This is a genomic window from Stenotrophomonas sp. C9D9 (assembly GCF_056491205.1).
Genome location: NZ_JBSZIF010000007.1, coordinates 91,988 through 113,643, shown reverse-complemented (window position 1 = coordinate 113,643; position 21,656 = coordinate 91,988). Strand labels below are relative to the sequence as shown.

Sequence of the window (21,656 nt, the reverse complement as noted above, 5' to 3'; positions counted from 1 at the left end):
AATCATTCCAGGTTACGTCAACTTAATAATCGCTCGCTGCAATTGATTTCATCGAAGCATAAACATCCGGCCAATTCCATTTGTTGCAGAGAGCATCAAAAACACGAATGGCACTGCAGCTTTCCCAATAGTTTCATTCCAGAAAGCCAGGAGGACCGCTTACAAAGTCACCTCCGATCACTCGCTGCCCTGGACATCCCATGGTCCGTTTCCGTCGTCAACCGTTTGAGGATCTGCAAGAGCCCTTTGAAGCAGAGCCACTGGCGCCGGCCGCATTGCCAACTGCCGCATTGCCGTTCGTACAGCAGTTGCGCCTGCACCTGGCAAGCGATGGCGCGCTGCCACGGCGTTCGGCCCATGCCGCGATCATTCATGACGGGGCCACCGTGTGCTGGCTGGACGCCAGGAACGACCGGATGATGACCACCGCACCCGCGCCGATCACGCTGACACTGCTGCAGAGACTACTGGGCGACGCAGACCCTCGGCTGAGCCTGGTACCGGTGACACAGGAGGTCTTCGTGCAGCGTGCAACGGTGTGCAGCAATGTTCCGCTGCGCTTGACGCTATGGAACGTTGCCCTGGTCACGGACGGCCGCGGCGTGCCGATCCCGCCCCTGCAGGACGGCACGAAGTTGCGCCTCCGGCGTTGGCCAGACTTCCGCATCCTCGCCCATCGTCCCGACCACTTCCGACTGTGCGCGCTGCTGATCAAGCAGGGCGCGTCCGTGCGGGCATGCTGCGACATCCTCGATCTGCCACGCCAAATCGTGCAGTCGTTCTTCAACGCAGCGTTCCTCACCGCCTATGCCTTTCCCGTTGTGGGCGAGGACGCACCCGTGCGCTCCTCGCCCGCCGACGGCCTCGTCAATCTGTGGCGACAACTTCGCATCCGCTGGAGTGCATGACCGTGCGTGAGCACAAGATCGTAGTGATGGGCCCACTCGGCGCGGGCAAGTCCACCCTCGTGCAGACCCTGACCCGGGGCACGGCCGTGGTGACGGAAGCCCGCAATACCGACCCTACCGTGGGCAAGCAATACACCACCGTGGCGATGGACTATGGCGACATCGACCTGCCAGGCGGCGACCGCCTGCGCCTGTACGGATCGCCGGGGCAGGAACGCTTCTCCTACATCTGGCCGATCCTGCTGGCCGGTGCAGAAGGTGCCATCGTCCTGATCGATGGCAGCGCCAGCGTGGGCGCCACGCTGGCCGGGCGGCATCTGAGAGCCATCGCCGACAGCGCACCGGGCCTGCCCGTGGTCATCGGCTTCACCCGATGCGGCAGCACCGATGATCCGGTACAGCCGCACTGGCAGGACTGGTTGCAGGACCATGCGCCACACCTGCCGGCATTGCCGCTGGACCCACGCGACATGGCACAGGCCGTCATTGCGATGGACCTGCTGATGAGCCAGATCGAATGCAACGCCATGGCGGCCACCCATGAATGACATCGGCCACACTTCGGCACTCGACGCGCTGGTACACGATGTCACCGGTATCCAGGCGCTCGTCGTTGCCAGCACTGATGGTTTCGCACTGGCCCAGGCCGGCCCGAAGAGTCATGTCGCCGATCGCCTGGCCGCGATGACCAGCTCGATGCTCGGCCTGGCCAGTGCGCTGGGTCGCGAACTGCACTTCGGCGAACTCGACACACTCATCCTCGATGCCGCCAACGGCAAGGTACTGATGCTCGCCATTCCAGGAAATCAACCGCGCCTGCTGATGACCGCATGCGACCACAGCTGCGTCATCGGCAACGTGCTGTGGCATGCCAAGCAGTGCGTGCGCGCATTGGCCAACACCCCGACCTGATACATGCCCCTCTCAGTACTCAGACGCCTCTTCACCCCCTCACACCCGCAACGGACCACTGAAATGAATATCGCCATCAACAAATGCCTGGACACGCTCATGCAGATCAACGGCGCGCAAGCCGTCGCCCTGGTCGACTTCGAAAGCGGCATGCTGCTGGGTGACGCCGGCTCGGGCGTGGACATGGAACTGGCGGCAGCCGGAAACACCGAGGTGCTGCGCGCCAAGATGAAGACGGCCGAAGCGCTGAACCTCAACGACAACATCGAAGACGTGCTGATCACTCTGGGTCGGGCGTACCACGTGCTGCGCCCGGTGTCGGCCAAGAAGGGCCTGTTCTTCTATGTGGTACTGGACCGGCAGAAGGCCAACCTTGCCCTCGCCCGGCGCATCGTACTGGACGTGGAAAGTTCGCTGGCGCTGTAACGCGAGGCAACGATAGACAGGGGATCGGAATGCCGGGGCTGCTCTGGGGAGAGCGGCCCCGGCCTGCAGTTGCGCCGCGCGCCCTTCTCAACCGCAGGAGCTGCCGTCCATGCGCCCTCGATCAACCACCCAGGCGACACATCACCCGCGGCACTACCGACGATGGACTTTGGTCAGCATCGTCGCCGGACTGACAGCCATCTACGCACTACTGCTGTGTGCGCCCCGCCTGGATGACGATGCCAGCCGAACCCGGCTTCGCGATGCGGCCAACGTGCTGGGCGGCGCCATCGCCGCCGTGGAAAACAGCTACGCCGAAGGTGATCTCACGGTGACCGACCCGCACCTCGGCCTGCCTGCCAGCGCCGCACACTGCGCGCGCATGCGTGCATCGCTGCCCGATACCGGCCGCGCAGTGCTGACCTGTGATCTACACCAGGAGGGCAGCGTGCGATGGCGGCGAACCCCTGCGGGCGAATGGAGATGCACTGCAAGCACGGCCGATGTGCATGCAGTGCCGACGCCGTGCCCCACGGAGCTACGGCGTACTTTCTGATTAATTGCAAAACAATCGTGCAGTTACTCAACAGGTTCGACTTTACCAGTTCTTGAATATACCCACTGCTGCACACGTGATTTTCTATGGCTGCGCCGCGAATGATCGCTTCGTGGCCGAACCCAGGAAACCGCCATGTCACAGAGGATTATCATGAATACCGTACCCGGCCCGACACCCCGCGCAGGCACAGGCCCATCCCGGCAGAAGGGTTTTTCCCTTGTTGAGCTCATGGTGGTGGTGGCGATCATCGGGATTCTCGCGATGATTGCCCTGCCGCAGTATCAGCGGTTCTCGGCCAAGGCAAAGCTGGCTGGCGCGCTCGCGGAGGTCGCCGGCGGGAAAGTTGGCGTCGAATCCCTATTGGCTGAGGGCAGCGATATCACAACGCCTGCATCGATTGGCCTGCCCGAGACCAGTTCCCGCTGCGATGCGATTGCGGTAACGACCGATGTCACCAACGGAGCTACGAGCATCAACTGCGAGCTCAAGAACGACGCTGCAATCGGCAGTGGCAACCTGACCTTGGATCGCGACTCGGAGGGCGTCTGGCTCTGCAGGAGCGACATCTCGGACCAGAGCCTGCTTCCCCAGGGCTGCCAGGCCTGATCACGGGCGCATGCCACTGCGCGGACTGCTCAACCTGCCCACAGTCGCATGCGCCTTTCCATTGCGTGCGCCATCCACGATTCAACGTTGATTTCCTGATGCAGGAACCGATGAAAAAGAAAATATCAAAGGCTGGCTGCGGATCGAATCACGCACACCACCAGCGCGGATTCTCTCTGATCGAACTCATGGTGGTCCTGGCCATCATCATGATTCTCTCGCTGATCGCAGTCCCGCAATACAAGAAGTTCTCTACCCGATCCAAGCTGGCGGCGGCCCTGGCCGAACTGGCCGGCGGGAAGGCGGGAGTAGAGGCGTGGCTGGCCGAACGGGGTGATCTCTATGGCTCAGACAACCGCAAGCTGGGACTACCGGAGAGCAGTGAGCGCTGTGAAACCATCGCAACACGTATTCGTGCGGATGGCGGCCTCGAGATCGATTGCCTGCTGCGATTCGACACTGGCTACAACGTGGGGACATGGCGAAACAACCTGGTGCTGATCAGGGACTCGGGCAGCCATGAATGGCGCTGCTGGACTGCCATCCCCTATTACGACCTCCTGCCCAAAGGCTGTGGCCCCGACAATCCGTAGCCTGCATGCACACACTTCAAGCTGTTGACGCTTCGCCACTCCATTCAGGCAGCGGCGCCTGCGAAAGCCGGTCAGCCCCGGCCCCCACCCTCGTCATCGCCGATGCAAATCCCTGGGTCCGACGCGAACTGATACACAGCGCCCTCCCCTACCTGGGCGGTAAAGCCCTCGGCGAAGCACGCTCGCCCGCAGAGGTCCTGACCCAGATCGCCAGCCCGCGATGCAAGGCACTGATCATCGATCCCTGCATGCCGACTGTGGGCCAGGTCGACGGCATGCCACTGCTGCGCCGCATCTGCTGCCTGCGCAGGGATCTGCTCATCCTCGTCCTGGCCCAACAACCCTTGCGCGTATTGCAGGATCGCGCCCTGCCGGCGCAGATCGGTCATGTCTATGCCAAGACGGTCAATCCATCGTGGCTGAGCCATTTCGTAAGCCAGGCAGTGCGCGAGGGATCATCTGGCGTTACGCCACCGGCGCAGGATTCAGCCCGATAGCCGGCCCGGAGGCAATCGCCAACGCCTCGAAGTGCACGGCATCCACGCTGCTGCCCAGCGCCTCCACGCGCACCGTGCTGCGCTGGCCGGTCCGGCGATGGTGGGCGCTGGCCCGGCCAACCGCGGCGTCGAACGCTGCGGCGCCGGTGTTGAATGCTTCGGCCAGGCCCGCAGCGGGGTCCAACAGGGACCACTGCGCGGCACTGCACTTGACGGTAATGACCATGGGAGGCTCCTTGTGGGAAAAGGCGCAGGGCGCTTGCCCTTCTGCTGATGACGTCACCCTAGCCAGCCCATCAGGGTGGTCCCATCAGATAAGTACGAAAAACCCGCGCCAGTGCGTCAGAACCCCACCCTCGTCACATCCCTGAGCCCGTTTAGCCCGTTCATTTCGTGATCCTTGTCACGGAGTCAGCCTGACTTCACACTATCGTCATCAACAGGGGCCCCTTCCACATGCGCACCTTCTTCTCACAGCAGCGCTGGACGTTGCTGAAGTTCTATTTCGTGGCCAGCTATCTGATCCTGATCGAAGAGCTGGTCCGCGCCGCCGTGCACTGAGCGCTTGCCGCTAGGGTATTTGCGACACAAACTGTCGCTTTAGGCACGGAGCCCGCCCGATGAAAGCGCTATTTCTGATTCCCGCCCTGCTGGTGCTGTCCGCCTGTGCCAGCCCGGACAAGGCGGCGACCGCGCGTGCCGATGCCAACGCGACGTCGACGGCCACGCCCGTGGTGGGTGGTGATCGCGATGCGCATGGCTGCATCGGTTCAGCCGGCTACCAGTGGTGCGAGCACAGCCAGCGCTGCGAGCGTCCCTGGGAGCTGGCACAGGCACAGGGCCTGGCCAACACCGCCGAGGCCATCGACGCGTACTGCGCCACGCCGGCCAGCCCGGCGCGCAAGTGAGCACGCTCCGTCATGGCTGAATTGAATCCCCTGCCCGACCTCGCCCGTGGCCGGTATCGCCACTTCAAGGGCGGCGAGTACGAAGTAATCGACATCGTCCGCAGCAGCGAGACACTGGAACCGCTGGTGCTGTACCGCGCCCTGTATGGCGAAGGCGGCCTGTGGGTGCGCCCCTACCCGATGTTCATCGAACAGGTGCCCGGCGAGCACGGCCCACAGCCCCGCTTCGCACGCGTCGACGGTTGAATCCACGCTGCCGGCCCGGGTCGGCAGCCACGGCGCGGTGGCAGGCCTGCGCTACAATCGTACCGTCCAGTCGGTTTCTTCCCGCCCATGTCCGCATCCCCTTCCCGTTCGCGCCGCAAGGCGCCCGACAGCGTGCGCCAGTCATTGCTGCAGGCCACCATCACAGTGATCGGCCAGCATGGACTGGCGGCACTGACCGTACAGGATGTCGCGCGCGCGGCCGGGGTCAGCAAAGGCGCGTTGTTCCACCATTTCAGCAGCAAGCAGGTGCTGGTCGATGAAGCCATCGCCACACTCATCGCCGACTTCGAAGCGCAGGTGCGCGGCCTGATGGAAGGCAGCCCCCGCCATGGCTGCTTCAGCCGCGCCTACGTACGAGCCAACTTCGATCACCTGCTGCAGCAGGAGCGGGACAACGACATCGGCCTGACCCTGGGCAACATGCTCGAACCCGCCCTGCTTGCCCAGTGGGGCGCATGGCTGCGACGCATGCTGGCTGAATTCCCTGATGAAGCCTCCGACCCGCGCCTGTATGCAGCGCGCTGCGTGGCCGACGGCTACTGGGCCACCGCCTACGGTCGTCCGCTGGATGAAGAAGAACGCCTCAATGCACTGGCCATGGCCGAGCAGGCCCTCAAGCTGTGCGACCCGCAGTGACCCGGAGCCCGCGATGAACCCCTATATCTACTTGGCTGCGGCCATCGTGCTGGAAGTGATTGCCACGTCGCTGCTGAAAGCCTCAGACGGCATGAGCCGGCTGTGGCCGACACTTGGCGCACTGGTCGGCTACGGACTGTGCTTCTACCTGCTGTCGGTGACCATGAAATCGATACCGACCGGCATTGCCTACGCCATCTGGTCCGGCGTCGGCATCGTGCTGATCTCGCTGATCGGCCTGGTGGTGTTCAAGCAGCGCCTGGATGCACCGGCGCTGATCGGCATCGGCCTGATCTGTGCCGGCGTGCTGGTGATCAACCTGTTCTCGCGCAGCAGCGCGCACTGAACCCGCTGCTGCGCGACAGGCGCTAGCTGACCTTCTTGGCCACGCTCATGCCGATCAGGAACAGCACCACGGCGATGATGATGCCGGCCCAGAACAGGAACTTGGCGATGCCCACGGCGGCACCGGCAATGCCGCCGAAGCCCAGCACGCCCGCGATGATGCCGATGATGGCAAAGATGATGGCCCACTTGATCATGTCAGTCCTTTCCCCGCAGGGAATGCAAACGGTGTGATCAGGCTAGGCCGCCGCCGATGCGGCAGTCGTGAACAGGCCGCGTGCGCGGCGTGAATCAGCGCGGCCGGAAGCGCAGCAGGGCCACTGCGAAGGCCAGGAACACGCTCCCCACCAGCCGCTCGAACCAGCGCCGTGCGAAGGGTTCGGCCAACCAACGGCGCAGGCCATGGCCACCGGCGGCATACATCACGTACCAGAACAGTTCGCAGGTCGCGAAGGTCGCTACCAGCACGCTGTACTGCACGGCCTGGCTGCGCGACGGGTCGACGAACTGCGGCAGGAACGCTGCCGCGAACAACAACAACTTGGGGTTGCTCAGGCCAACCCACAGGCCGCCGCGGAACACCGTCCCCGCGCCGTGCACCGGCGCCAGCACGACCTCTGCATCGTTGGTCACCGGCGGTGCCGGCCGGGTGCTGTCACGCCACGCCTTGATGCCCAGCCAGGCCAGGTAGGCCACGCCGAGATAGCGCAGCACCTCGAACAGCATCGGCGAAGAATGCAGCAATGCGCTCAGGCCCGCAGCGGATGCGGCCAGCACCAGCAGCATCGCCAGCAGGCAGCCGGCCATCGCCGGCACGCTGCCACGAAACCCCAGCCCGACGCTGCGGCCAAGGATATGCAGCATGTTCGGCCCGGGCGTCCCGCACAGCACGAAGACCGTGGCCAGGAACCACCACCAGGTATGCAGGGCCATGCCGGTTTCCACTTCAGAAGACGGCACCAGCATAGGGCACCCATGCAGGATGCGGCACATACAGCGTGCGGTGGATGCAACGGTTACAGATGCCGGCGCCCGTGCACGGCATTGCCATGGCCATCTGTGCTGCAATGGCCCCCTCTGGCATGGAGCAGTGCATGAAGACCCTCGGCCTGATCGGCGGCATGAGCTGGGAAAGCTCGGCGCAGTACTACCGGCTCATCAACGAGGCGGTGCGGCAGCGCCTCGGTGGCGCGCACTCGGCACAGCTCCTGCTGTGGTCGGTGAACTTCGCCCCGATCAAGCAGTTGCAGCATGACGGCGACTGGGATGCGCTGGGCGACCATATGGCCGACGCCGCACGACGCCTGCAGGCCGGTGGCGCTGAGCTGCTGGTGATCTGCACCAACACCATGCACACGCTGGCCGGCCGGATCGAAGCCGAGTGCCCGTTGCCTCTGCTGCATATCGCCGACCCGACCGCCGCTGCGATCCTCCAGGCTGGCATCCGCAAGGTGGGGCTGCTCGGCACTGCCTTCACCATGGAGCAGGCGTTCTACCGCGACCGGCTGCAGGAGCGTTTCGGGCTGCAGGTACTGGTTCCGGAGGCCGATGATCGCCGTAGCGTGCACGACATCATCTACCAGGAGCTGATCGCCGGCGTGGTCAGTGAACACTCGCGGCAGGTCTATGCAGGCGTGATCGCGCGCCTGGTCGCGCGCGGTGCCGAGGCCATCATCCTCGGTTGTACCGAGATCATGCTGCTGGTGCGCCCCGAAGACAGTGCGGTGCCGCTGTTCGACACCACCACCCTGCACGCGCTTGCGGCGGTGGACGCAGCGCTGGCCTGACCCTGCGCGCGGTCAGCCCTCGCCCTGCACTTCCAGTGCGGTGATCAGCCAATCGACCACCGCCTGTGAATCACACAGGAAGAAGATGGCATCGCCCGAACGCGCTTCGGTCAGCAGCCGATAGACGGTGATCGCCACCGCCGACTGGTTGGCGATGAACACTTCCGGGCTGCGCGGCCCCTCGCTGTGGCCGGCCACGGCATGCAGCGCCTTGCGCGCAGCCACGGTGGCGGCGGGGTCTGCGCTGCGGGTCAGTTCCGGCCCGCGCAGGCCCCACGCAATGAACACATGCTTGCCCTTGAACGTGGTGTCCAGGACACGCACCTGCCCGGCCTCTGCGCCAGCCGAGCGATGAATGACGGTACTGCTGATCAACGCAACCCCCTGTGGTCGTCGTGGTCCGCGCATCCTCCTCCACAAGCCGGCTGCACGCCAGTGACGGCAACCACAGGCGGTGCCGGCAAGCGTGGGAGACATGTAAGAAGGTGTAAGCCGATGCGATCGGATGTGCAGCGATGATAAGGGATGTAAGGCCCTGCATGGGCCCGTGCGCACTACTAAATCCCCACTGAGCCAGCGCCGGAACGATCCGTTCCGACAGCCTCGGGCTGGTCCATTCTTGCGGCCCGTTCCCCTGCCGAGGCTCTCCATGACCCATCGCCTGCTGCTGCCGATCGCCGCCTCTTCCCTGGCCCTGCTGCTGGCCGCCACCACGGTGGCCGCCCAGGATTACGACAGCGATCACATTCCGCCGCTGCGCTGCGAGTCGCAGTTCAACAAGACCCAGCAGTGCCCGATCGAAGGCCGCATGCGCCTGGCCAGGCAGCTGTCGGTCACCCGCTGCGTCGAGGACAGGAACTGGGGCCAGAGCCGCCGCATGCTCTGGGTCACCGACGGCTGTCGCGCCGAGTTCGTGGCCGACGAACATGGACGCGGCCGCTGGCCGGGGCGCGGCCGGGATGGTGACCGCGACGACGACGGCGAGCGCCTGGTCTGCGAGTCCTACGAGCAGAAGGACAAGGAATGCCGCATCCGCGTGCGTCGCGAGGTGCGCCTGGTCAAGCAGAAATCGGTGACCCCCTGCATCGAGGACCGCAACTGGGGCTGGGACCGACGCGGCGTGTGGGTCAGCGATGGCTGCCGTGCAGAGTTCCGTGTGTATTGACTGCCGTCCACACGCTGGCTGCGGCGGATCGGCAGGCACGGCCGAGGTGATCGATAGACTGGGCGCACCCACCCCAGGAGCCTTCGATGGTGCCGCCCGATCCCTCCGCGACAATGCTGCACATCCGCAAGGCAATGCTCGCCGATGTTCCCGCGTTGATCGCACTCGACAGCGCTGCGGCCCGTGATCCGCAACGCGCACGGCAGATCAGCGACTGGCAGGCCAGCGGTGGCATGCACGTGGCAGAACGCGCCGGCCAGCTGGCCGGTTACCTGGTCATCCATCGTCACTTCTTCGGCGAAGCCTTCGTCGAGATGCTGATGGTGGCGCGCGAACATCGCAGCCAGGGCGTCGGCGCCGCCCTGCTGCGCCATGCCATCGCGCTGCAGGGCCAGGGCAAGCTGTTCACTTCGACCAATGCCTCCAATGCCGGTATGCAACGCCTGCTCGCCGCCTCGGGCTTCATCGACAGCGGCATCGTGCATGGCCTGGACGAAGGCGATCCGGAGCTGATCTACCGCTTTGCCGGCAGCTGATCCAGATACGTAGTTACCTTGGCGTCCAGCAGGTCCATCAACAGCGGATCCATGCAGCGATAGTCGTCGGGGATGTCCAGGCAATGCAGGCGCTTGTGTTCCAGCAGGCGCGCGTACGCGGCCTGCAGGCGATGCTGGTGCTTGGCCTCCATCACGAAGATGACATCGGCCCAGCGGATGTCCGCCGGGCCGATGGGGCGTCGCGCATGCGGGCTGGTGCCGGCCGACAGCGCGGCGAAGCCGGGCCGCCGTCGCCACATGGCTTCGGCGGTCGGGCTGCGCAGCTGGTTGCGGCTGCAGACGAACAGCAGGTTGATCATTCCTGTTCCTGCAGTTGGCGGGCGCTGAGCACCGGATAGGTGAAGCCTAGCTGGCGTGCACGCGCGAGCTTGGCATCGCGCGTATACAGCAGCTTCCAGTTCTTTTCGGGCTTGTAGCTGTAGGCGGTCGTGGCGCGGTCGCCACCGCGGTTGCGGGCCTGGCTGCGACGCCAGGCACGGTTTCTTGCAGATTCCATGATGTGTTCTCGTAAGTACCGGGTTCAGCAGCCGCGGTAGTACGAGTGGCGCGCAGCATACACCGCACGCACAAAAAAGCCCACGCATCGCTGCGCAGGCTTCTTGATTCATCACAGTGGTCGGGACGGCCGGATTCGAACCGACGACCCTCTGCCCCCCAGGCAGATGCGCTACCAGGCTGCGCTACGCCCCGACTGATGCTGCGATGTGCCCGCCAGTGCGGCGGGCCGTGAAGTATAGCGGATTACGATGGAAATGGGATCAGCGGCGCAGCAACTGCAGCACTTCTTCCAGCTCCATGCGCACCTGCTTGATGATCTGGTTGCTCAGTGCCGATTCCTCGCGGGCATCGGGACCGTCCAGACGCAGGCGTGCACCACCGATGGTGTAGCCCTGTTCGTACAGCAGGCTGCGGATCTGCCGCACCATCAGCACGTCGTGGCGCTGGTAGTAGCGGCGGTTGCCTCGGCGCTTGGCCGGCTCAAGGCTGGGAAACTCGGTTTCCCAGTAGCGCAGCACGTGCGGCTTGACGTCGCACAGCTCGCTGACCTCACCGATGGTGAAGTAGCGCTTGGCCGGGATCGGCGGTAGTTCGCGGTTACTGCCCGGATCCAGCATAAGCTTCCACCCTCTCCTTGAGCTTCTGGCCCGGACGGAAGGTGACCACCGTACGGGCGGAAATCGGAATTTCCTCGCCGGTCTTGGGGTTGCGACCCGGGCGCTGGTTCTTGCGCCGCAGATCGAAATTACCGAAGCCCGACAGCTTCACCTGACGTCCCTGTTCCAATGCTTCACGCAGCACATCGAAAAACGCGTCGACGAATTCCTTGGCTTCCCGCTTGTTCAGACCGACTTCGTCGAACAGCTTTTCCGCCATCTCCGCCTTGGTCAATGCCATTGCCTGCTACCCCCGAGTGCTGCCCGCTCAGCCGCGGATCCGGGCGTGGTGTTCACGCTCGATGGCAGTGACCGCCTCGGCCACCACCGCATCCACGTCGCGGTCCGTCAGAGTGCGCGACTTGTCCTGCAAAATCAAGCCCATAGCGAGACTCTTGAATCCCGGCTCGACGCCCTGGCCGACATAGCGGTCGAACAGGTTCAGGTCGCGCAGCAGCGGCCCGGCGGCCTGGCGTACGGTGGCCGCCAGATCGGCCCAGGCCACCTGTTCAGGCACCAGGAACGCCAGGTCGCGGCGCACCGCCGGGAAGCGCGACAGTTCGCCGGCACGCGGCAGGCGGCGGGCGGTCAGCGGCTCCAGGTCCAGCTCGAAGGCATAGACGTCCGCTTCGATCTCCATCGCCTTGGCCAGGCGCGGGTGGATCTGGCCGATCCAGCCGATCGACACGCCATCGCGGAACACCTCGGCCGAACGCGCCGGGTGGCCGTAGGCGCGCGCCGACGGGCGGAACTCCAGCTGCGCGCCACTGGCGGCCGCCAGCGATTCCAGGTCGCCCTTCAGGTCATGGAAATCGACCTTGCGGGTCGGCAGGCCCCACTGCACCGCCTGCGCGTCACCACAGACCGCAGCGGCCACGCGCGGGGTCTCCAGCGGCGCCGGTTGGCCGTCTCCGGCCTGCTGGGCGAACACGCGGCCCAGCTCGAACAGGCGCACGCGGCCGAGCTGGCGGGCAGCGTTGCGGCCCAACGTGGCGACCAGGCCCGGCAGCAGCGACGGGCGCATCACCGCCAGTTCGGCCGACAGCGGGTTGGCCAGCGGCACCAGGCCGTCGCGCAGCTGCCACTGGGTCAGCAGCGCATCGTCGACGAAGGCGAAATTGACGGTTTCCTGCTGGTCACGGGCGATCAGCTGGCGGCGCACGCTCAGCGCGTCCAGCTGGGTCTCGCTCGGCATCGCCACGCGCGAGGCACCGCCCGGCAGCGTGGTCGGGATCTGCTCGTAACCGTGGATGCGGGCCAGCTCCTCGATCAGGTCTTCTTCGATGGCGATGTCGAAGCGGCGGCTCGGCGCGGCCACCTGCCAGCCATCGGTGGTGGCGACCACGTCCATGCCCAGCGCGCGCAGGATGCGCTCGACTTCCGCATCGTCGATGGTGATGCCGAGCACGCGGGTGATGCGGGCGCGGCGCAGCACGATGGTTGCCGGCTGCGGCAGATCGGCTTCACGCACGGCCTCGGTGACCGGCGCCGGGGTACCGCCGGCCAGGTCCAGCACCAGGCGGGTGGCGTACTCGATCGCGGTGCGCGGCAGTGCCGGATCGACACCGCGCTCGAAGCGGTGGCCGGCATCGGTGTGCAGGCCCAGCTTGCGGCCACGGCCCATGATCGCGGCCGGCGCGAAATGCGCGGCTTCCAGGAACACGGCAGTAGTGGCGTCGGTGACACGGGTGTCGAAACCGCCCATCAGGCCGGCCAGGCCGACCGCACGATCGGCGTCGGTGACCACCAGGAAGCTGTCGTCCAGCGCGGCATCGCGGCCGTCCAGCAGCTTCAGGCTCTCGCCAGCGCGCGAACGGCGCACGGCGATGCTGCCCTGCAGGGTGCCGAGGTCGTAGGCGTGCATCGGCTGGCCCAGTTCCAACATCACATACTGGGTGATGTCGACCAGCAGCGAGACCGGGCGCACGCCGCTGCGGCGCAGGCGTTCGGCCATCCACAACGGGGTCCTGGCAGCGGCGTTGACGCCTTCGATGACACGGCCCAGGTAACGCGGCGCTTCGGCGCCGGCGTCGAGCTGGATGCTCAGCTCACGGCTGCCGGCCGCCGGAATGGCGTCGGCGGCGAACGCCAGCACTTCGCTGCGGGTGGCGGCGGCGACGTCGTAGGCGATGCCGCGCAGGCTGAAGCAGTCGGCGCGGTTCGGGGTCAGCTTGATCTCGATGCTGGCGTCCGGCAGGCCCAGGTAGTCGACCAGGGCCTGGCCGACCGGGGCGTCATCGGACAGTTCCAGCAGGCCGGAGGCATCGTTGTCCAGGCCCAGCTCCTTGGCCGAGCACAGCATGCCGTTGGACTCGACGCCGCGCAGCTTGGCCGGCTTGATCTTCAGCTCGCCGATCTGCGCACCGACCATTGCCAGCGGCGCGACCAGGCCCGGGCGCGCATTCGGCGCACCGCAGACGATCTGCAGCAGCTCGCCCTGCCCGGCGTCGACCCTGCACACCTGCAGGCGGTCGGCTTCCGGATGGCGTACGGCTTCGACGATGCGTGCCACGACCACGTGCTCGAGGCCCTCGCCCAGCGCGGTCACTTCTTCCACTTCCAGGCCAATGGCGGTCAGCACCGCGCTCAGTTCATCGCGCGAGGCGCCGGTCGGGACGTGGCTGCGCAGCCAGTTTTCGGAGAATTTCATGGTGTCACCCTGGTGGGAGGCGCGCCTCCCGTTGCGGTTTTTGTGGTCGCCCAGCGCATGCGCAAGGAGGCGTCCATCCAGAAAAGCAGCCGAGCATGGCTCGGCTCTACACGGTTGCGGCTTACGCGAACTGTTTCAGGAACCGCACGTCGTTCTCGAAGAACGCGCGCAGGTCGTTGACGCCGTAGCGCAGCATCGCGAAGCGCTCCACGCCCATGCCGAAGGCGAAGCCGGTGTAGCGCTCCGGATCGATGCCGACGTTGCGCAGCACGTTCGGATGGACCATGCCGCAGCCGAGCACTTCCAGCCAGCGGGTGCTGCCATCGGGCTGCTGCCAGGCGATGTCCACTTCCGCGCCCGGTTCAACGAACGGGAAGTAGCTGGGGCGGAAGCGCATCTCGAAGTCGCGCTCGAAGAAGGCGCGCACGAACTCGGCCAGCGTGCCCTTCAGGTCGGCGAAGGTCGAATGCTCGTCCACCAGCAGGCCTTCCACCTGGTGGAACATCGGCGAATGGGTCTGGTCGCTGTCGCTGCGGTACACCTTGCCCGCGGCGATCATGCGCAGCGGCGGCGCGTGGTCGCCCATGTAGCGCACCTGCACGCCCGAGGTATGCGTGCGCAGCAGGCGGCCGTCGCCGAAGTAGAAGGTGTCGTGCATGGCACGCGCCGGATGGTGCGGCGGGAAGTTCAGCGCCTCGAAGTTGTGCCAGTCGTCCTCGATCTCCGGCCCTTCCGACAGCTCGTAGCCCAGCCGGCCGAAGATGCCGGTGATGCGCTCCAGGGTGCGGGTGATCGGATGCAGGCCGGCACGATCGCCATTGCGGCCCGGCAGGGTGATGTCGATGGTTTCGGCGGCCAGGCGTGCATCCAGTGCCGCGTCTTCCAGCAGCGCCTTGCGCTCGCCCAGCGCGCGGGTCAGCGCGTCGCGGGCCTGGTTGATCGCTTCACCGGCGGCCTTGCGCTCGTCGGCCGGCAGGGCGCCGAGCTGCTTGAGCTGCGAGGTGATGCTGCCACTCTTGCCAAGCAGGGCCACGCGCAGCTGTTCCAGCACGTCGGGGCTCTGGGCGGCGGCCACATCGGCCAGCGCCTGGGTGGTGAGGGATTGGATGTCGCTCATGGGGGGCCGGAACTCCAGTCGATCTGCCATCGCGATGCGCGAAGGGCCGACCCCTGTCGCCACCGCCGTCCCCGCGCTGCCGCTGTGGCCTCGCCGGGACCCAAAAAAGAATGGGGAAGGACTTGCGCCCTTCCCCATGCATTGCCTTGACCTGACACCGTTCCGAGTGAACGGTTACGGCATCGGGAAGGACTTATGCCGCCAGCGCGCCCTTGGCCTTTTCGGCCAGCGCAGCAAAACCGGCTGCGTCGTGCACGGCGATGTCAGCCAGGACCTTGCGATCCAGGGTGATGCCGGCCTTCAGCAGACCGTTCATGAAGCGGCTGTAGCTCAGGCCGTTGATGCGGGCAGCCGCATTGATACGGGTGATCCACAGCGAACGGAAGTTGCGCTTCTTCTGCTTACGGCCGATGTAGGCGTACTGCTGTGCCTTGATGACCGCCTGCTTGGCGACGCGGAAGACCTTGCGACGGGCGTTGTAATAGCCCTTGGCGAGATCCAGAATCTTCTTGTGGCGGCGACGCGCCTGTACGCCACGCTTAACTCGTGCCATTTTTCAGTTCCTCAGAGGTAAGGGAGCATGCGGTCCAGACGGCCTGCGTCTTCTGCACGGACATGGCCCGTCTGACGCAGATTACGCTTACGCTTGGTCGCTTTCTTCGTGAGGATGTGGCTACGGTTGGCGTGGCCGCACTTGTACTTGCCCGAGGCGGTCTTGCGGAAACGCTTGGCCGCTGCCCGGTTGGTCTTGATCTTGGGCATTGCAATGTCCTTGATGGGATATGACCCTGGTTTCTGACTGATCTGGCGGCGGCCTGGGCCGCTCTTTCCGTCCTGCCATGATCGGCGTACGACCCGTCCTGGGTGGGTCGAGCCGGGCATGATACAGGCAAAACCGCCCTGCCACCAGCCCCTGCAACCCTTTGGCCAGCAATTCACCGGCTTCCTGCAAAAGCAAAGGGACGCCCATGGCGTCCCTTTACCCTGAACCATTCAGCCAAGCGCCCCGGAAGGCGGCCTGTCAGGCCTCAGGTCTTCTTCTTCGGCGCGATCATCATGACCATCTGACGCCCTTCCAGGCGCGGACGGGATTCAATGACGATGTCCTCGCCCAGATCGGTCTCGATCCGGTTGGCCATTTCGCGGCCCAGTTCCTGGTGGCTCATTTCACGGCCACGGAAACGGATGTTGACCTTGATCTTGTCACCATCTTCGAGGAACCCGCGCATCTTGCGCAGCTTGATCTGGTAGTCGCCCTCGTCCGTGACCGGACGGAACTTCACTTCCTTGATCTCGACCTGCTTGGTCTTCTTCTTGGCCTCGCTGGCCTTCTTCTGCGCTTCGAACTTGAACTTGCCGAAGTCCATGATCTTGCAGACCGGCGGATCGGCCTGCGGCTGGATTTCGACCAGGTCCAGGCCTTCATCTTCGGCCATGGACAGCGCTTCGTCGCGCGACAACACGCCGATCATTTCTCCGTCACTGCCGATCACGCGGACGCGCGGCACACGGATTTCCTGATTCTTGCGGTTCTGTTTGTTGTCAGGGGTGCTGATATTACGTTCTCCCAAGGGTATCGAACCGGTCCGGGTGCCTGTGCCCCCGGACCGGACCTTTGCTTACGCGCCCTCGGCGTGGAGCCGCTCGATGAAGGCCTGCAGGCTCATGCTGCCCAGGTCTTCGCCAGAACGCGTACGCACCGCCACAGCCCCATTTTCCTTCTCGCGGTCACCAATGACCAGCAGGTAGGGCACGCGCTGCAACGTATGCTCGCGGATTTTATAGCCGATCTTCTCGTTACGCAAATCCGAGCTGACGCGGAAGCCTTGCTCCGCAAGGGTTTTGGTCACGCCCGAGACGTAGTCGGCCTGGGCGTCGGTGATGTTGGCCACCACCACCTGGGTCGGCGCCAGCCAGGCCGGGAACTGGCCGGCATGGTGCTCGATCAGGATGCCCAGGAAGCGCTCCATCGAGCCGACGATGGCGCGGTGCAGCATGACCGGGTGCTTCTTCTGGCTGTTCTCATCCACGTACTCGGCGCCCAGACGGCCCGGCATCATGAAGTCGACCTGCATGGTGCCCAGCTGCCAGGTACGGCCGATCGCGTCCTTCAGGTGGTACTCGATCTTCGGGCCATAGAAGGCGCCCTCGCCCGGCAGCTCCTGCCATTCCACGCCACAGCTGGACAGCGCCGAGCGCAGCGCGCCCTCGGCCTTGTCCCAGGTGGCGTCGTCGCCCAGACGCGATTCCGGGCGCAGCGCGATCTTGATCTGGATCTCATCGAAGCCGAAGTGCTGGTAGACCGCCAGCGCCTGCTGGTGGAACGCGGTCACTTCCGACTCGATCTGGCTCTCGGTGCAGAACACATGGCCGTCGTCCTGGGTGAAACCACGCACGCGCAGGATGCCGTGCAGCGCGCCGGACGGCTCGTTGCGGTGGCAGGAACCGAACTCACCGTAGCGGATCGGCAGGTCGCGATAGCTGTGCAGGCCCTGGTTGAACACCTGCACATGGCCCGGGCAGTTCATCGGCTTGACCGCGTAGGTACGCTTCTCCGACTCGGTGAAGAACATGTTGTCCTGGTAGTTGTCCCAGTGGCCGGACTTCTTCCACAGGCTCACGTCCAGGATCTGCGGGCAACGCACTTCGCCATAGCCGCTGCTGCGGTAGACCTTGCGCATGTACTGCTCGACCACCTGCCACAGCGCCCAGCCCTTCGGGTGCCAGAACACCAGGCCCGGGGCCTCTTCCTGCAGGTGGAACAGGTCCTGCTGCTTGCCGATGCGGCGGTGGTCGCGCATCTCGGCTTCCTCGATGCGCTTGATGTACGCCTCGAGTTGCTTCTTGTCGGCCCAGGCGGTGCCATAGATGCGCTGCAGCTGCTCGTTCTGCGCGTCGCCGCGCCAGTAGGCGCCGGAGATGCGGGTCAGCTTGAAGGCCTTCAGGAAGCGCGTGTTCGGCACGTGCGGGCCGCGGCACATGTCCACGTATTCCTGGTGGTAGTACATGCCCATCGCCTGGATGTCGTCGGACATATCCTCGATCAGGCGCAGCTTGTAGTCCTCGCCACGGGCCTTGAAGATCTCGATCACTTCGGCGCGCGGCGTCACCTTCTTGATGACGTCGTAGTCCTGGGCGATCAGCTCACCCATGCGCTTCTCGATCGCGGCCATGTCGTCCGGGGTGAACGGGCGCTCGGAGTAGATGTCGTAGTAGAAGCCCTCGGCGATCACCGGGCCGATAACCATCTTCACGTCCGGGTACAGCTGCTTGACGGCGTGGCCGACCAGGTGGGCGCAGGAGTGGCGGATGATCTCCACGCCCTCCTCGTCCTTGGCGGTGATGATGCGCAGGCTGGCATCGTGGTCAATGACGTCACTGGCATCGACCAGCACGCCATCGACCGAACCGGCGATGGTGGCCTTGGCCAGGCCGGCACCGATCGACTGTGCGACGTCCATGACGCTGACGGGGTTTTCGAACTCGCGGCGGCTGCCGTCGGGAAGGGTAATGTTGATCATCGCATTGGCTTCGTGCGGGGCCCGCGGGGCGGGCTGGAAAGCGTTCCCGGGCAGTTGCCCGGGCAATAAAAAAGCGCCGCGAGGGCGCCTGGAACACAGGGCCTTCGGGGGCAGGTCAACAGTGGGCGGTGGTAGTGCTCATGTCGCACGCTCGGCCGGCGCTGGGCGCGGGCCACCTTGTTCCAGTCAGGGTTCTGAGATGATCTTAAACCAGCGCACCGGAAAGCCCAAGGGCTACCGTACGGTCCGCTGAATGGCCAGCGCTGGCGGCGTGAAAACGCAATGATTACCATGTCCGCGCAGCCCGCCCCGTGCCAGCCTGCCCGCTTTCCCCCAGGACCTCGTGATGCGCCACCCGCTCCGACCGGCTCCCGCCGGCCCCGCCCGTGCCCCGCGTTCGCCGGCCCGCTGCCAATGCGGCCGCCCGCAATGATCACCGTCGGCCTTTCCACGCTGGGCTTCTGCAGCCTGGGCATGCTGGCGGCGATGTTCTCGGTGCTGGCGTTCTATGCCGCCTCGCCGCACTGCCGCTGGCCGCGCCTGCGCCGCGCCGGCCGCCTCGGCCGCGAGATCGGCCTGGTCGCCGCCGCTGCCGCGTTGTGGCTGTGGATGGCCGAACTCGGCTTTGCTGCTGGCCTGGTGGCGATGCTGTGCACCTGGATGCTGGCGGCGATGCTGCTGCCCGCCCTGGCCGCCTGGCATCGCCCGGGCACGGAGTCGCCCTGATGTGGCCGCGCGCCTTCGCCGGCATCGTGGCCGGCTTCTTCCTGGCCGCGGCCGAGACCGGGCTGGTGACCTGGCTGCCGCCAGGCCCCTGGCAGAACGCGCTGGTGCCCAGCCTGATCACGTTCATCCCGCTGTGGATGCTGGCTGCCCTGTGGGCGTTCAGCTTCCGCAGCGCACTGCGCGCCTGGGTGACACTGGCCGGCAGCGCTGCGGCCGGCTTCGCCGTGCTGACGCTGCTGCGCCTGACCGGCGCGGTGCAATGAGACCCACCCCATGAAGTTCAGCTCGCAGACCCTGCGTACGTTCACCACCCTGCACACCTGGGTCGGCCTGGTTGCTGGCTTCGGCCTGTTCGTGGCCTTCTACGCGGGTGCGCTGACCCTGTTCCACCACGACCTGCCGCTGTGGCAGACCCCGGGTGCAGCCACCGCGTTGCCGGCGGGCCTGGACGACGCGCAGTACCTGCTGGAAGACGTGCTGGCGACACACCCGGAAGCCCGCCGCCACGTCGGCATGACTTTCCCCGGCGCCGAGCATCCACAACCACTGGCCTACTGGCAGGCCGATGACGGCAGCTGGCGCTATGCCTGGCCGGGTCAGATCGCCGGCAGCCCGACGCCGCCACAGACCGGGCTGGCCGAACTGGTCAACGAACTGCATTACAGCCTCGGACTGCCGGTGGCCGGTATCTACGTGATGGGCATCGTCAGCCTGCTGTATGGCATGGCGCTGCTGAGCGGCCTGGTGATCCACCTGCCGAAGCTGTTCGGCGACCTGTTCGCGCTGCGCCCGGGCCGCAACCTGAAGCAACTATGGCAGGACGCGCACAACGTGATCGGCGTGCTCAGCCTGCCCTTCCACCTCATGTTCGCGGTCACTGGCGCCCTGCTCTGCCTGGTGTTCGTGCAGATGGCCCTGCTCAACCCGCTGATCTACGACGGCAAGGCCCTGCAGGCGGTACCGACCGCAATGGACACCGCGCCGGTGCGCGACGCCAGCGGCATCCCGGCACCGCCGGGCAGCCTGCGCCTGCTGCATGCGCGCGCGCTTGACGTGGCCCGCGCACAGGGCGTGGCCAACTTCGAACCGGCCTACCTGAAGCTGGCCAACGCCGGCGATGCCAACGCCACGATCGAGATCACGGGTGAATCCACCGGCACACTCGGGCCGCTCGGTTCGGTGGCCCTGGACGTGGCCACCGGCAACGTTCTGGCCTCCCAGCTGCCGGGCCAGCGCGATGCCAACCACGCCACGCTCAGCGCCGCCTATGCCCTGCACTTCGGCGAGTTCGGCAACGGCGTGGTGGTCTGGCTGTACTTCCTGCTCGGCCTCGGCGGTGCGTTCCTGTTCTACTCCGGCAACCTGTTGTGGATCGAGTCGCGGCGTAAGCGTCGCCAGCCGCAACAGCCGCGTGCCGGGGTGAACATGGCGCGGGCCACGGTCGGCGTGTGCATCGGCCTGTGCGTGGCGATCTCGGTCGCGTTCGTCACCGCACTGGTGCTGGAGCGGCTGGCACCGTCGGCGGTCGACCACGGCATCCGCTGGGCCTGCTTCGGCAGCTGGGCAGCCTGTGCGCTGTGGGCTGCACTGCGCCGACCCGCGCAGGCCGCGCGCGAGCTGCTGTGGGCCGCAGCAATCAGCACTGCACTGGTGCCGGTCCTGCACGGTGCACTCAATGGTGACTGGCTGTGGCGCGCCGCCGCGCGTGGCCAGTGGCCGCTGTTCTGGGTCGATGCCATCGCGCTGGCCATGGCCTTCGGCTTCGCCCGCCTTGCCGTCGCCAGCCAGCGCCGCGCCCGCAACGGGGATCCCAACAGCGTCTGGGCCAACTGAGTCTTCGCCGGGCATCGCCCGGCGCTACCGCTGCGGGTGTTCTTCGCCCGGGTAACGACTCACTTCGATCAGGTTGCCATCCGGGTCGCGGAAGTACACCGATTCGATCGGCCCCAGCGCGCCAGTACGTGCGACCGGCCCCTCCTCAACTGCAACGGACTGCGCCTGCAGGTGGGCCAGCACAGTGGTCGTCGCCGTGCGCGTGACCAGGCACAGATCGGCGCTGCCCGGCATGGGCCGCAGCGCATGCGGTTGCAGCGGGGCGCTGGCCGGATGCAGGTTGATCTTCTGCTGGCCGAACTGCAGCGCGGTACGACCGGCGCCGAAGCGCACGACCTGCATGCCGAGCACGCGCTGGTAGAAATCACAGCTGCGGTCGATGTCGGCGACGGTGAGGACCAGGTGGTCCAAGCGTTCGAGATGGATCATGCCCGCAGCGTAACGCTGCGGGCATGGACATGCTGTGCGGGGTCGGGCCGATGGCGTTGC

33 protein-coding genes and 1 tRNA gene are annotated in these 21,656 nt (G+C 65.8%); 17 read left to right on the top strand and 17 right to left on the bottom strand.

The window, feature by feature from the left end; all coding sequences use genetic code 11:
* Positions 1–200 precede the first annotated feature (200 nt).
* The 7 genes from ACXI0D_RS21475 to ACXI0D_RS21445 all read left to right on the top strand — a co-directional run bounded on the left by ACXI0D_RS21475 (position 201) and on the right by ACXI0D_RS21445 (position 4,004).
* Positions 201–908, top strand: a complete 708-nt coding sequence (locus tag ACXI0D_RS21475) for a hypothetical protein (RefSeq protein ID WP_101765837.1) — start codon at positions 201–203, stop codon at positions 906–908.
* Complete coding sequence (locus ACXI0D_RS21470; protein ID WP_101765838.1) at positions 905–1,456, top strand: GTP-binding protein; 552 nt, start codon at positions 905–907, stop codon at positions 1,454–1,456. Before ACXI0D_RS21475 ends, ACXI0D_RS21470 begins: the two co-directional genes overlap by 4 nt.
* A complete protein-coding gene (locus ACXI0D_RS21465) occupies positions 1,449–1,820 on the top strand; it encodes a roadblock/LC7 domain-containing protein (RefSeq protein ID WP_101765839.1) in 372 nt (123 codons plus the stop codon). The genes ACXI0D_RS21470 and ACXI0D_RS21465 overlap by 8 nt, the downstream gene beginning before the upstream one ends.
* A gap of 63 nt (positions 1,821–1,883) precedes the next feature.
* Positions 1,884–2,246: a hypothetical protein gene (locus ACXI0D_RS21460; protein WP_014037914.1), complete on the top strand. Its 363-nt coding sequence runs from the start codon at positions 1,884–1,886 to the stop codon at positions 2,244–2,246.
* A gap of 169 nt (positions 2,247–2,415) precedes the next feature.
* Entirely contained in the window at positions 2,416–2,802 is a 387-nt protein-coding gene (locus tag ACXI0D_RS21455; RefSeq protein ID WP_479643138.1) for a pilin, read from the top strand.
* A 153-nt stretch (positions 2,803–2,955) separates the two neighbouring features.
* Positions 2,956–3,411, top strand: coding sequence for a pilin (locus ACXI0D_RS21450; protein ID WP_101766430.1), 456 nt, complete (start codon positions 2,956–2,958; stop codon positions 3,409–3,411).
* A gap of 98 nt (positions 3,412–3,509) precedes the next feature.
* The gene (locus tag ACXI0D_RS21445) at positions 3,510–4,004 is read left to right on the top strand and encodes a pilin (protein WP_119006557.1); all 495 of its coding nucleotides are present in this window, start codon (positions 3,510–3,512) and stop codon (positions 4,002–4,004) included.
* 71 nt (positions 4,005–4,075) lie between these two features.
* On the opposite strand, the gene ACXI0D_RS21440 is transcribed toward ACXI0D_RS21445, so the two are convergent.
* Together ACXI0D_RS21440 and ACXI0D_RS21435 are read right to left on the bottom strand one after the other, a co-directional pair.
* Positions 4,076–4,393, bottom strand: a complete 318-nt coding sequence (locus ACXI0D_RS21440) for a hypothetical protein (protein WP_197621975.1) — start codon at positions 4,391–4,393, stop codon at positions 4,076–4,078.
* A gap of 76 nt (positions 4,394–4,469) precedes the next feature.
* Positions 4,470–4,727, bottom strand: coding sequence for a hypothetical protein (locus ACXI0D_RS21435; RefSeq protein ID WP_101765843.1), 258 nt, complete (start codon positions 4,725–4,727; stop codon positions 4,470–4,472).
* Between the two features lie 394 nt (positions 4,728–5,121).
* Here ACXI0D_RS21435 and ACXI0D_RS21430 point away from each other — a divergent pair, with 394 nt between their 5' ends.
* From ACXI0D_RS21430 to ACXI0D_RS21415, 4 genes are all read left to right on the top strand, one after another.
* A complete protein-coding gene (locus ACXI0D_RS21430) occupies positions 5,122–5,409 on the top strand; it encodes a hypothetical protein (protein WP_101765844.1) in 288 nt (95 codons plus the stop codon).
* 12 nt (positions 5,410–5,421) lie between these two features.
* A complete protein-coding gene (locus ACXI0D_RS21425) occupies positions 5,422–5,655 on the top strand; it encodes a DUF1653 domain-containing protein (protein ID WP_479643137.1) in 234 nt (77 codons plus the stop codon).
* 87 nt (positions 5,656–5,742) lie between these two features.
* Positions 5,743–6,312: a TetR/AcrR family transcriptional regulator gene (locus tag ACXI0D_RS21420; RefSeq protein ID WP_101765846.1), complete on the top strand. Its 570-nt coding sequence runs from the start codon at positions 5,743–5,745 to the stop codon at positions 6,310–6,312.
* Between the two features lie 13 nt (positions 6,313–6,325).
* The gene (locus ACXI0D_RS21415) at positions 6,326–6,658 is read left to right on the top strand and encodes an SMR family transporter (protein WP_075677169.1); all 333 of its coding nucleotides are present in this window, start codon (positions 6,326–6,328) and stop codon (positions 6,656–6,658) included.
* A 22-nt stretch (positions 6,659–6,680) separates the two neighbouring features.
* Here ACXI0D_RS21415 and ACXI0D_RS21410 read toward each other — a convergent pair whose 3' ends face one another.
* Positions 6,681–6,854 carry a DUF1328 domain-containing protein gene (locus ACXI0D_RS21410; protein WP_005417836.1) on the bottom strand — a complete coding sequence of 58 codons (174 nt, stop codon included), beginning with the start codon at positions 6,852–6,854 and terminating at the stop codon, positions 6,681–6,683.
* Between the two features lie 94 nt (positions 6,855–6,948).
* Entirely contained in the window at positions 6,949–7,590 is a 642-nt protein-coding gene (locus ACXI0D_RS21405) for a LysE family translocator (RefSeq protein WP_479643136.1), read from the bottom strand.
* A gap of 161 nt (positions 7,591–7,751) precedes the next feature.
* Between ACXI0D_RS21405 and ACXI0D_RS21400 the strand changes: the two genes are divergently transcribed.
* Positions 7,752–8,444: an aspartate/glutamate racemase family protein gene (locus ACXI0D_RS21400; RefSeq protein ID WP_119006560.1), complete on the top strand. Its 693-nt coding sequence runs from the start codon at positions 7,752–7,754 to the stop codon at positions 8,442–8,444.
* Between the two features lie 12 nt (positions 8,445–8,456).
* On the opposite strand, the gene ACXI0D_RS21395 is transcribed toward ACXI0D_RS21400, so the two are convergent.
* A complete protein-coding gene (locus ACXI0D_RS21395) occupies positions 8,457–8,852 on the bottom strand; it encodes a hypothetical protein (protein WP_014037929.1) in 396 nt (131 codons plus the stop codon).
* A 241-nt stretch (positions 8,853–9,093) separates the two neighbouring features.
* On the opposite strand from ACXI0D_RS21395, the gene ACXI0D_RS21390 reads away from it, so the two are divergent.
* Both ACXI0D_RS21390 and ACXI0D_RS21385 read left to right on the top strand, forming a co-directional pair.
* The gene (locus tag ACXI0D_RS21390) at positions 9,094–9,609 is read left to right on the top strand and encodes a DUF3011 domain-containing protein (RefSeq protein ID WP_087923176.1); all 516 of its coding nucleotides are present in this window, start codon (positions 9,094–9,096) and stop codon (positions 9,607–9,609) included.
* An 86-nt stretch (positions 9,610–9,695) separates the two neighbouring features.
* Positions 9,696–10,145: a GNAT family N-acetyltransferase gene (locus ACXI0D_RS21385; RefSeq protein WP_182474389.1), complete on the top strand. Its 450-nt coding sequence runs from the start codon at positions 9,696–9,698 to the stop codon at positions 10,143–10,145.
* On the opposite strand, the gene ACXI0D_RS21380 is transcribed toward ACXI0D_RS21385, so the two are convergent.
* The 11 genes from ACXI0D_RS21380 to thrS form a co-directional block, all read right to left on the bottom strand.
* Positions 10,124–10,465, bottom strand: coding sequence for a low molecular weight protein tyrosine phosphatase family protein (locus ACXI0D_RS21380; protein ID WP_049442387.1), 342 nt, complete (start codon positions 10,463–10,465; stop codon positions 10,124–10,126). The two genes, ACXI0D_RS21385 and ACXI0D_RS21380, sit on opposite strands and share 22 nt — an antisense overlap.
* Complete coding sequence (locus ACXI0D_RS21375; RefSeq protein WP_014037933.1) at positions 10,462–10,662, bottom strand: hypothetical protein; 201 nt, start codon at positions 10,660–10,662, stop codon at positions 10,462–10,464. Before ACXI0D_RS21375 ends, ACXI0D_RS21380 begins: the two co-directional genes overlap by 4 nt.
* Positions 10,663–10,779: 117 nt before the next feature.
* A tRNA-Pro gene (locus ACXI0D_RS21370) sits at positions 10,780–10,856 on the bottom strand.
* Between the two features lie 68 nt (positions 10,857–10,924).
* Complete coding sequence (locus tag ACXI0D_RS21365; protein WP_005410431.1) at positions 10,925–11,281, bottom strand: MerR family transcriptional regulator; 357 nt, start codon at positions 11,279–11,281, stop codon at positions 10,925–10,927.
* Positions 11,262–11,561 (bottom strand): integration host factor subunit alpha, encoded by a 300-nt coding sequence (locus ACXI0D_RS21360; protein WP_005410432.1) that lies wholly within the window; start codon positions 11,559–11,561, stop codon positions 11,262–11,264. The genes ACXI0D_RS21365 and ACXI0D_RS21360 overlap by 20 nt, the downstream gene beginning before the upstream one ends.
* Positions 11,562–11,588: 27 nt before the next feature.
* Complete coding sequence (gene pheT / locus ACXI0D_RS21355; protein WP_479643135.1) at positions 11,589–13,970, bottom strand: phenylalanine--tRNA ligase subunit beta; 2,382 nt, start codon at positions 13,968–13,970, stop codon at positions 11,589–11,591.
* A 121-nt stretch (positions 13,971–14,091) separates the two neighbouring features.
* Complete coding sequence (locus tag ACXI0D_RS21350) at positions 14,092–15,087, bottom strand: phenylalanine--tRNA ligase subunit alpha (RefSeq protein WP_014037935.1); 996 nt, start codon at positions 15,085–15,087, stop codon at positions 14,092–14,094.
* Between the two features lie 193 nt (positions 15,088–15,280).
* Positions 15,281–15,640, bottom strand: a complete 360-nt coding sequence (gene rplT, locus ACXI0D_RS21345; protein ID WP_005410435.1) for a 50S ribosomal protein L20 — start codon at positions 15,638–15,640, stop codon at positions 15,281–15,283.
* A gap of 11 nt (positions 15,641–15,651) precedes the next feature.
* Positions 15,652–15,849, bottom strand: a complete 198-nt coding sequence (gene rpmI, locus ACXI0D_RS21340) for a 50S ribosomal protein L35 (RefSeq protein ID WP_005410436.1) — start codon at positions 15,847–15,849, stop codon at positions 15,652–15,654.
* Positions 15,850–16,115: 266 nt separating this feature from the next.
* Positions 16,116–16,658 (bottom strand): translation initiation factor IF-3, encoded by a 543-nt coding sequence (infC, locus tag ACXI0D_RS21335; protein ID WP_005410437.1) that lies wholly within the window; start codon positions 16,656–16,658, stop codon positions 16,116–16,118.
* Positions 16,659–16,706: 48 nt separating this feature from the next.
* A complete protein-coding gene (thrS, locus tag ACXI0D_RS21330; RefSeq protein ID WP_100473453.1) occupies positions 16,707–18,608 on the bottom strand; it encodes a threonine--tRNA ligase in 1,902 nt (633 codons plus the stop codon).
* A 429-nt stretch (positions 18,609–19,037) separates the two neighbouring features.
* Between thrS and ACXI0D_RS21325 the strand changes: the two genes are divergently transcribed.
* Genes ACXI0D_RS21325 through ACXI0D_RS21315 form a run of 3 tightly spaced genes read left to right on the top strand, consistent with a single transcriptional unit; the run spans position 19,038 to position 21,167 of the window.
* Positions 19,038–19,334 carry a hypothetical protein gene (locus ACXI0D_RS21325; RefSeq protein WP_479643134.1) on the top strand — a complete coding sequence of 99 codons (297 nt, stop codon included), beginning with the start codon at positions 19,038–19,040 and terminating at the stop codon, positions 19,332–19,334.
* Positions 19,334–19,597: a hypothetical protein gene (locus ACXI0D_RS21320; protein WP_479643133.1), complete on the top strand. Its 264-nt coding sequence runs from the start codon at positions 19,334–19,336 to the stop codon at positions 19,595–19,597. Before ACXI0D_RS21325 ends, ACXI0D_RS21320 begins: the two co-directional genes overlap by 1 nt.
* A gap of 10 nt (positions 19,598–19,607) precedes the next feature.
* On the top strand, positions 19,608–21,167 hold the full coding sequence (locus ACXI0D_RS21315; protein WP_479643132.1) for a PepSY-associated TM helix domain-containing protein: 1,560 nt from the start codon (positions 19,608–19,610) through the stop codon (positions 21,165–21,167).
* A gap of 24 nt (positions 21,168–21,191) precedes the next feature.
* Here ACXI0D_RS21315 and ACXI0D_RS21310 read toward each other — a convergent pair whose 3' ends face one another.
* Positions 21,192–21,596, bottom strand: coding sequence for a VOC family protein (locus ACXI0D_RS21310; RefSeq protein WP_101765851.1), 405 nt, complete (start codon positions 21,594–21,596; stop codon positions 21,192–21,194).
* Positions 21,597–21,656 lie beyond the last annotated feature (60 nt).

Coding starts and splice junctions, on each gene's coding strand:
- ACXI0D_RS21315 (WP_479643132.1), top strand. CDS start 19,608: ATGAAGTTCAGCTCGCAGACCCTGCGTACGTTCACCACCCTGCACACC.
- ACXI0D_RS21460 (WP_014037914.1), top strand. CDS start 1,884: ATGAATATCGCCATCAACAAATGCCTGGACACGCTCATGCAGATCAAC.
- ACXI0D_RS21310 (WP_101765851.1), bottom strand. CDS start 21,596: ATGATCCATCTCGAACGCTTGGACCACCTGGTCCTCACCGTCGCCGAC.
- ACXI0D_RS21425 (WP_479643137.1), top strand. CDS start 5,422: ATGGCTGAATTGAATCCCCTGCCCGACCTCGCCCGTGGCCGGTATCGC.
- ACXI0D_RS21450 (WP_101766430.1), top strand. CDS start 2,956: ATGAATACCGTACCCGGCCCGACACCCCGCGCAGGCACAGGCCCATCC.
- ACXI0D_RS21385 (WP_182474389.1), top strand. CDS start 9,696: ATGGTGCCGCCCGATCCCTCCGCGACAATGCTGCACATCCGCAAGGCA.
- ACXI0D_RS21445 (WP_119006557.1), top strand. CDS start 3,510: ATGCAGGAACCGATGAAAAAGAAAATATCAAAGGCTGGCTGCGGATCG.
- thrS (WP_100473453.1), bottom strand. CDS start 18,608: ATGATCAACATTACCCTTCCCGACGGCAGCCGCCGCGAGTTCGAAAAC.
- ACXI0D_RS21395 (WP_014037929.1), bottom strand. CDS start 8,852: ATGCGCGGACCACGACGACCACAGGGGGTTGCGTTGATCAGCAGTACC.
- ACXI0D_RS21320 (WP_479643133.1), top strand. CDS start 19,334: ATGTGGCCGCGCGCCTTCGCCGGCATCGTGGCCGGCTTCTTCCTGGCC.
- rplT (WP_005410435.1), bottom strand. CDS start 15,640: ATGGCACGAGTTAAGCGTGGCGTACAGGCGCGTCGCCGCCACAAGAAG.
- rpmI (WP_005410436.1), bottom strand. CDS start 15,849: ATGCCCAAGATCAAGACCAACCGGGCAGCGGCCAAGCGTTTCCGCAAG.
- ACXI0D_RS21325 (WP_479643134.1), top strand. CDS start 19,038: ATGATCACCGTCGGCCTTTCCACGCTGGGCTTCTGCAGCCTGGGCATG.
- ACXI0D_RS21465 (WP_101765839.1), top strand. CDS start 1,449: ATGAATGACATCGGCCACACTTCGGCACTCGACGCGCTGGTACACGAT.
- ACXI0D_RS21470 (WP_101765838.1), top strand. CDS start 905: ATGACCGTGCGTGAGCACAAGATCGTAGTGATGGGCCCACTCGGCGCG.
- ACXI0D_RS21415 (WP_075677169.1), top strand. CDS start 6,326: ATGAACCCCTATATCTACTTGGCTGCGGCCATCGTGCTGGAAGTGATT.
- ACXI0D_RS21375 (WP_014037933.1), bottom strand. CDS start 10,662: ATGGAATCTGCAAGAAACCGTGCCTGGCGTCGCAGCCAGGCCCGCAAC.
- ACXI0D_RS21380 (WP_049442387.1), bottom strand. CDS start 10,465: ATGATCAACCTGCTGTTCGTCTGCAGCCGCAACCAGCTGCGCAGCCCG.
- ACXI0D_RS21365 (WP_005410431.1), bottom strand. CDS start 11,281: ATGCTGGATCCGGGCAGTAACCGCGAACTACCGCCGATCCCGGCCAAG.
- ACXI0D_RS21435 (WP_101765843.1), bottom strand. CDS start 4,727: ATGGTCATTACCGTCAAGTGCAGTGCCGCGCAGTGGTCCCTGTTGGAC.
- ACXI0D_RS21430 (WP_101765844.1), top strand. CDS start 5,122: ATGAAAGCGCTATTTCTGATTCCCGCCCTGCTGGTGCTGTCCGCCTGT.
- ACXI0D_RS21410 (WP_005417836.1), bottom strand. CDS start 6,854: ATGATCAAGTGGGCCATCATCTTTGCCATCATCGGCATCATCGCGGGC.
- ACXI0D_RS21350 (WP_014037935.1), bottom strand. CDS start 15,087: ATGAGCGACATCCAATCCCTCACCACCCAGGCGCTGGCCGATGTGGCC.
- pheT (WP_479643135.1), bottom strand. CDS start 13,970: ATGAAATTCTCCGAAAACTGGCTGCGCAGCCACGTCCCGACCGGCGCC.
- ACXI0D_RS21475 (WP_101765837.1), top strand. CDS start 201: ATGGTCCGTTTCCGTCGTCAACCGTTTGAGGATCTGCAAGAGCCCTTT.
- ACXI0D_RS21400 (WP_119006560.1), top strand. CDS start 7,752: ATGAAGACCCTCGGCCTGATCGGCGGCATGAGCTGGGAAAGCTCGGCG.
- ACXI0D_RS21405 (WP_479643136.1), bottom strand. CDS start 7,590: ATGGCCCTGCATACCTGGTGGTGGTTCCTGGCCACGGTCTTCGTGCTG.
- ACXI0D_RS21420 (WP_101765846.1), top strand. CDS start 5,743: ATGTCCGCATCCCCTTCCCGTTCGCGCCGCAAGGCGCCCGACAGCGTG.
- ACXI0D_RS21390 (WP_087923176.1), top strand. CDS start 9,094: ATGACCCATCGCCTGCTGCTGCCGATCGCCGCCTCTTCCCTGGCCCTG.
- ACXI0D_RS21360 (WP_005410432.1), bottom strand. CDS start 11,561: ATGGCATTGACCAAGGCGGAGATGGCGGAAAAGCTGTTCGACGAAGTC.
- ACXI0D_RS21440 (WP_197621975.1), bottom strand. CDS start 4,393: ATGACCGATCTGCGCCGGCAGGGCGCGATCCTGCAATACGCGCAAGGG.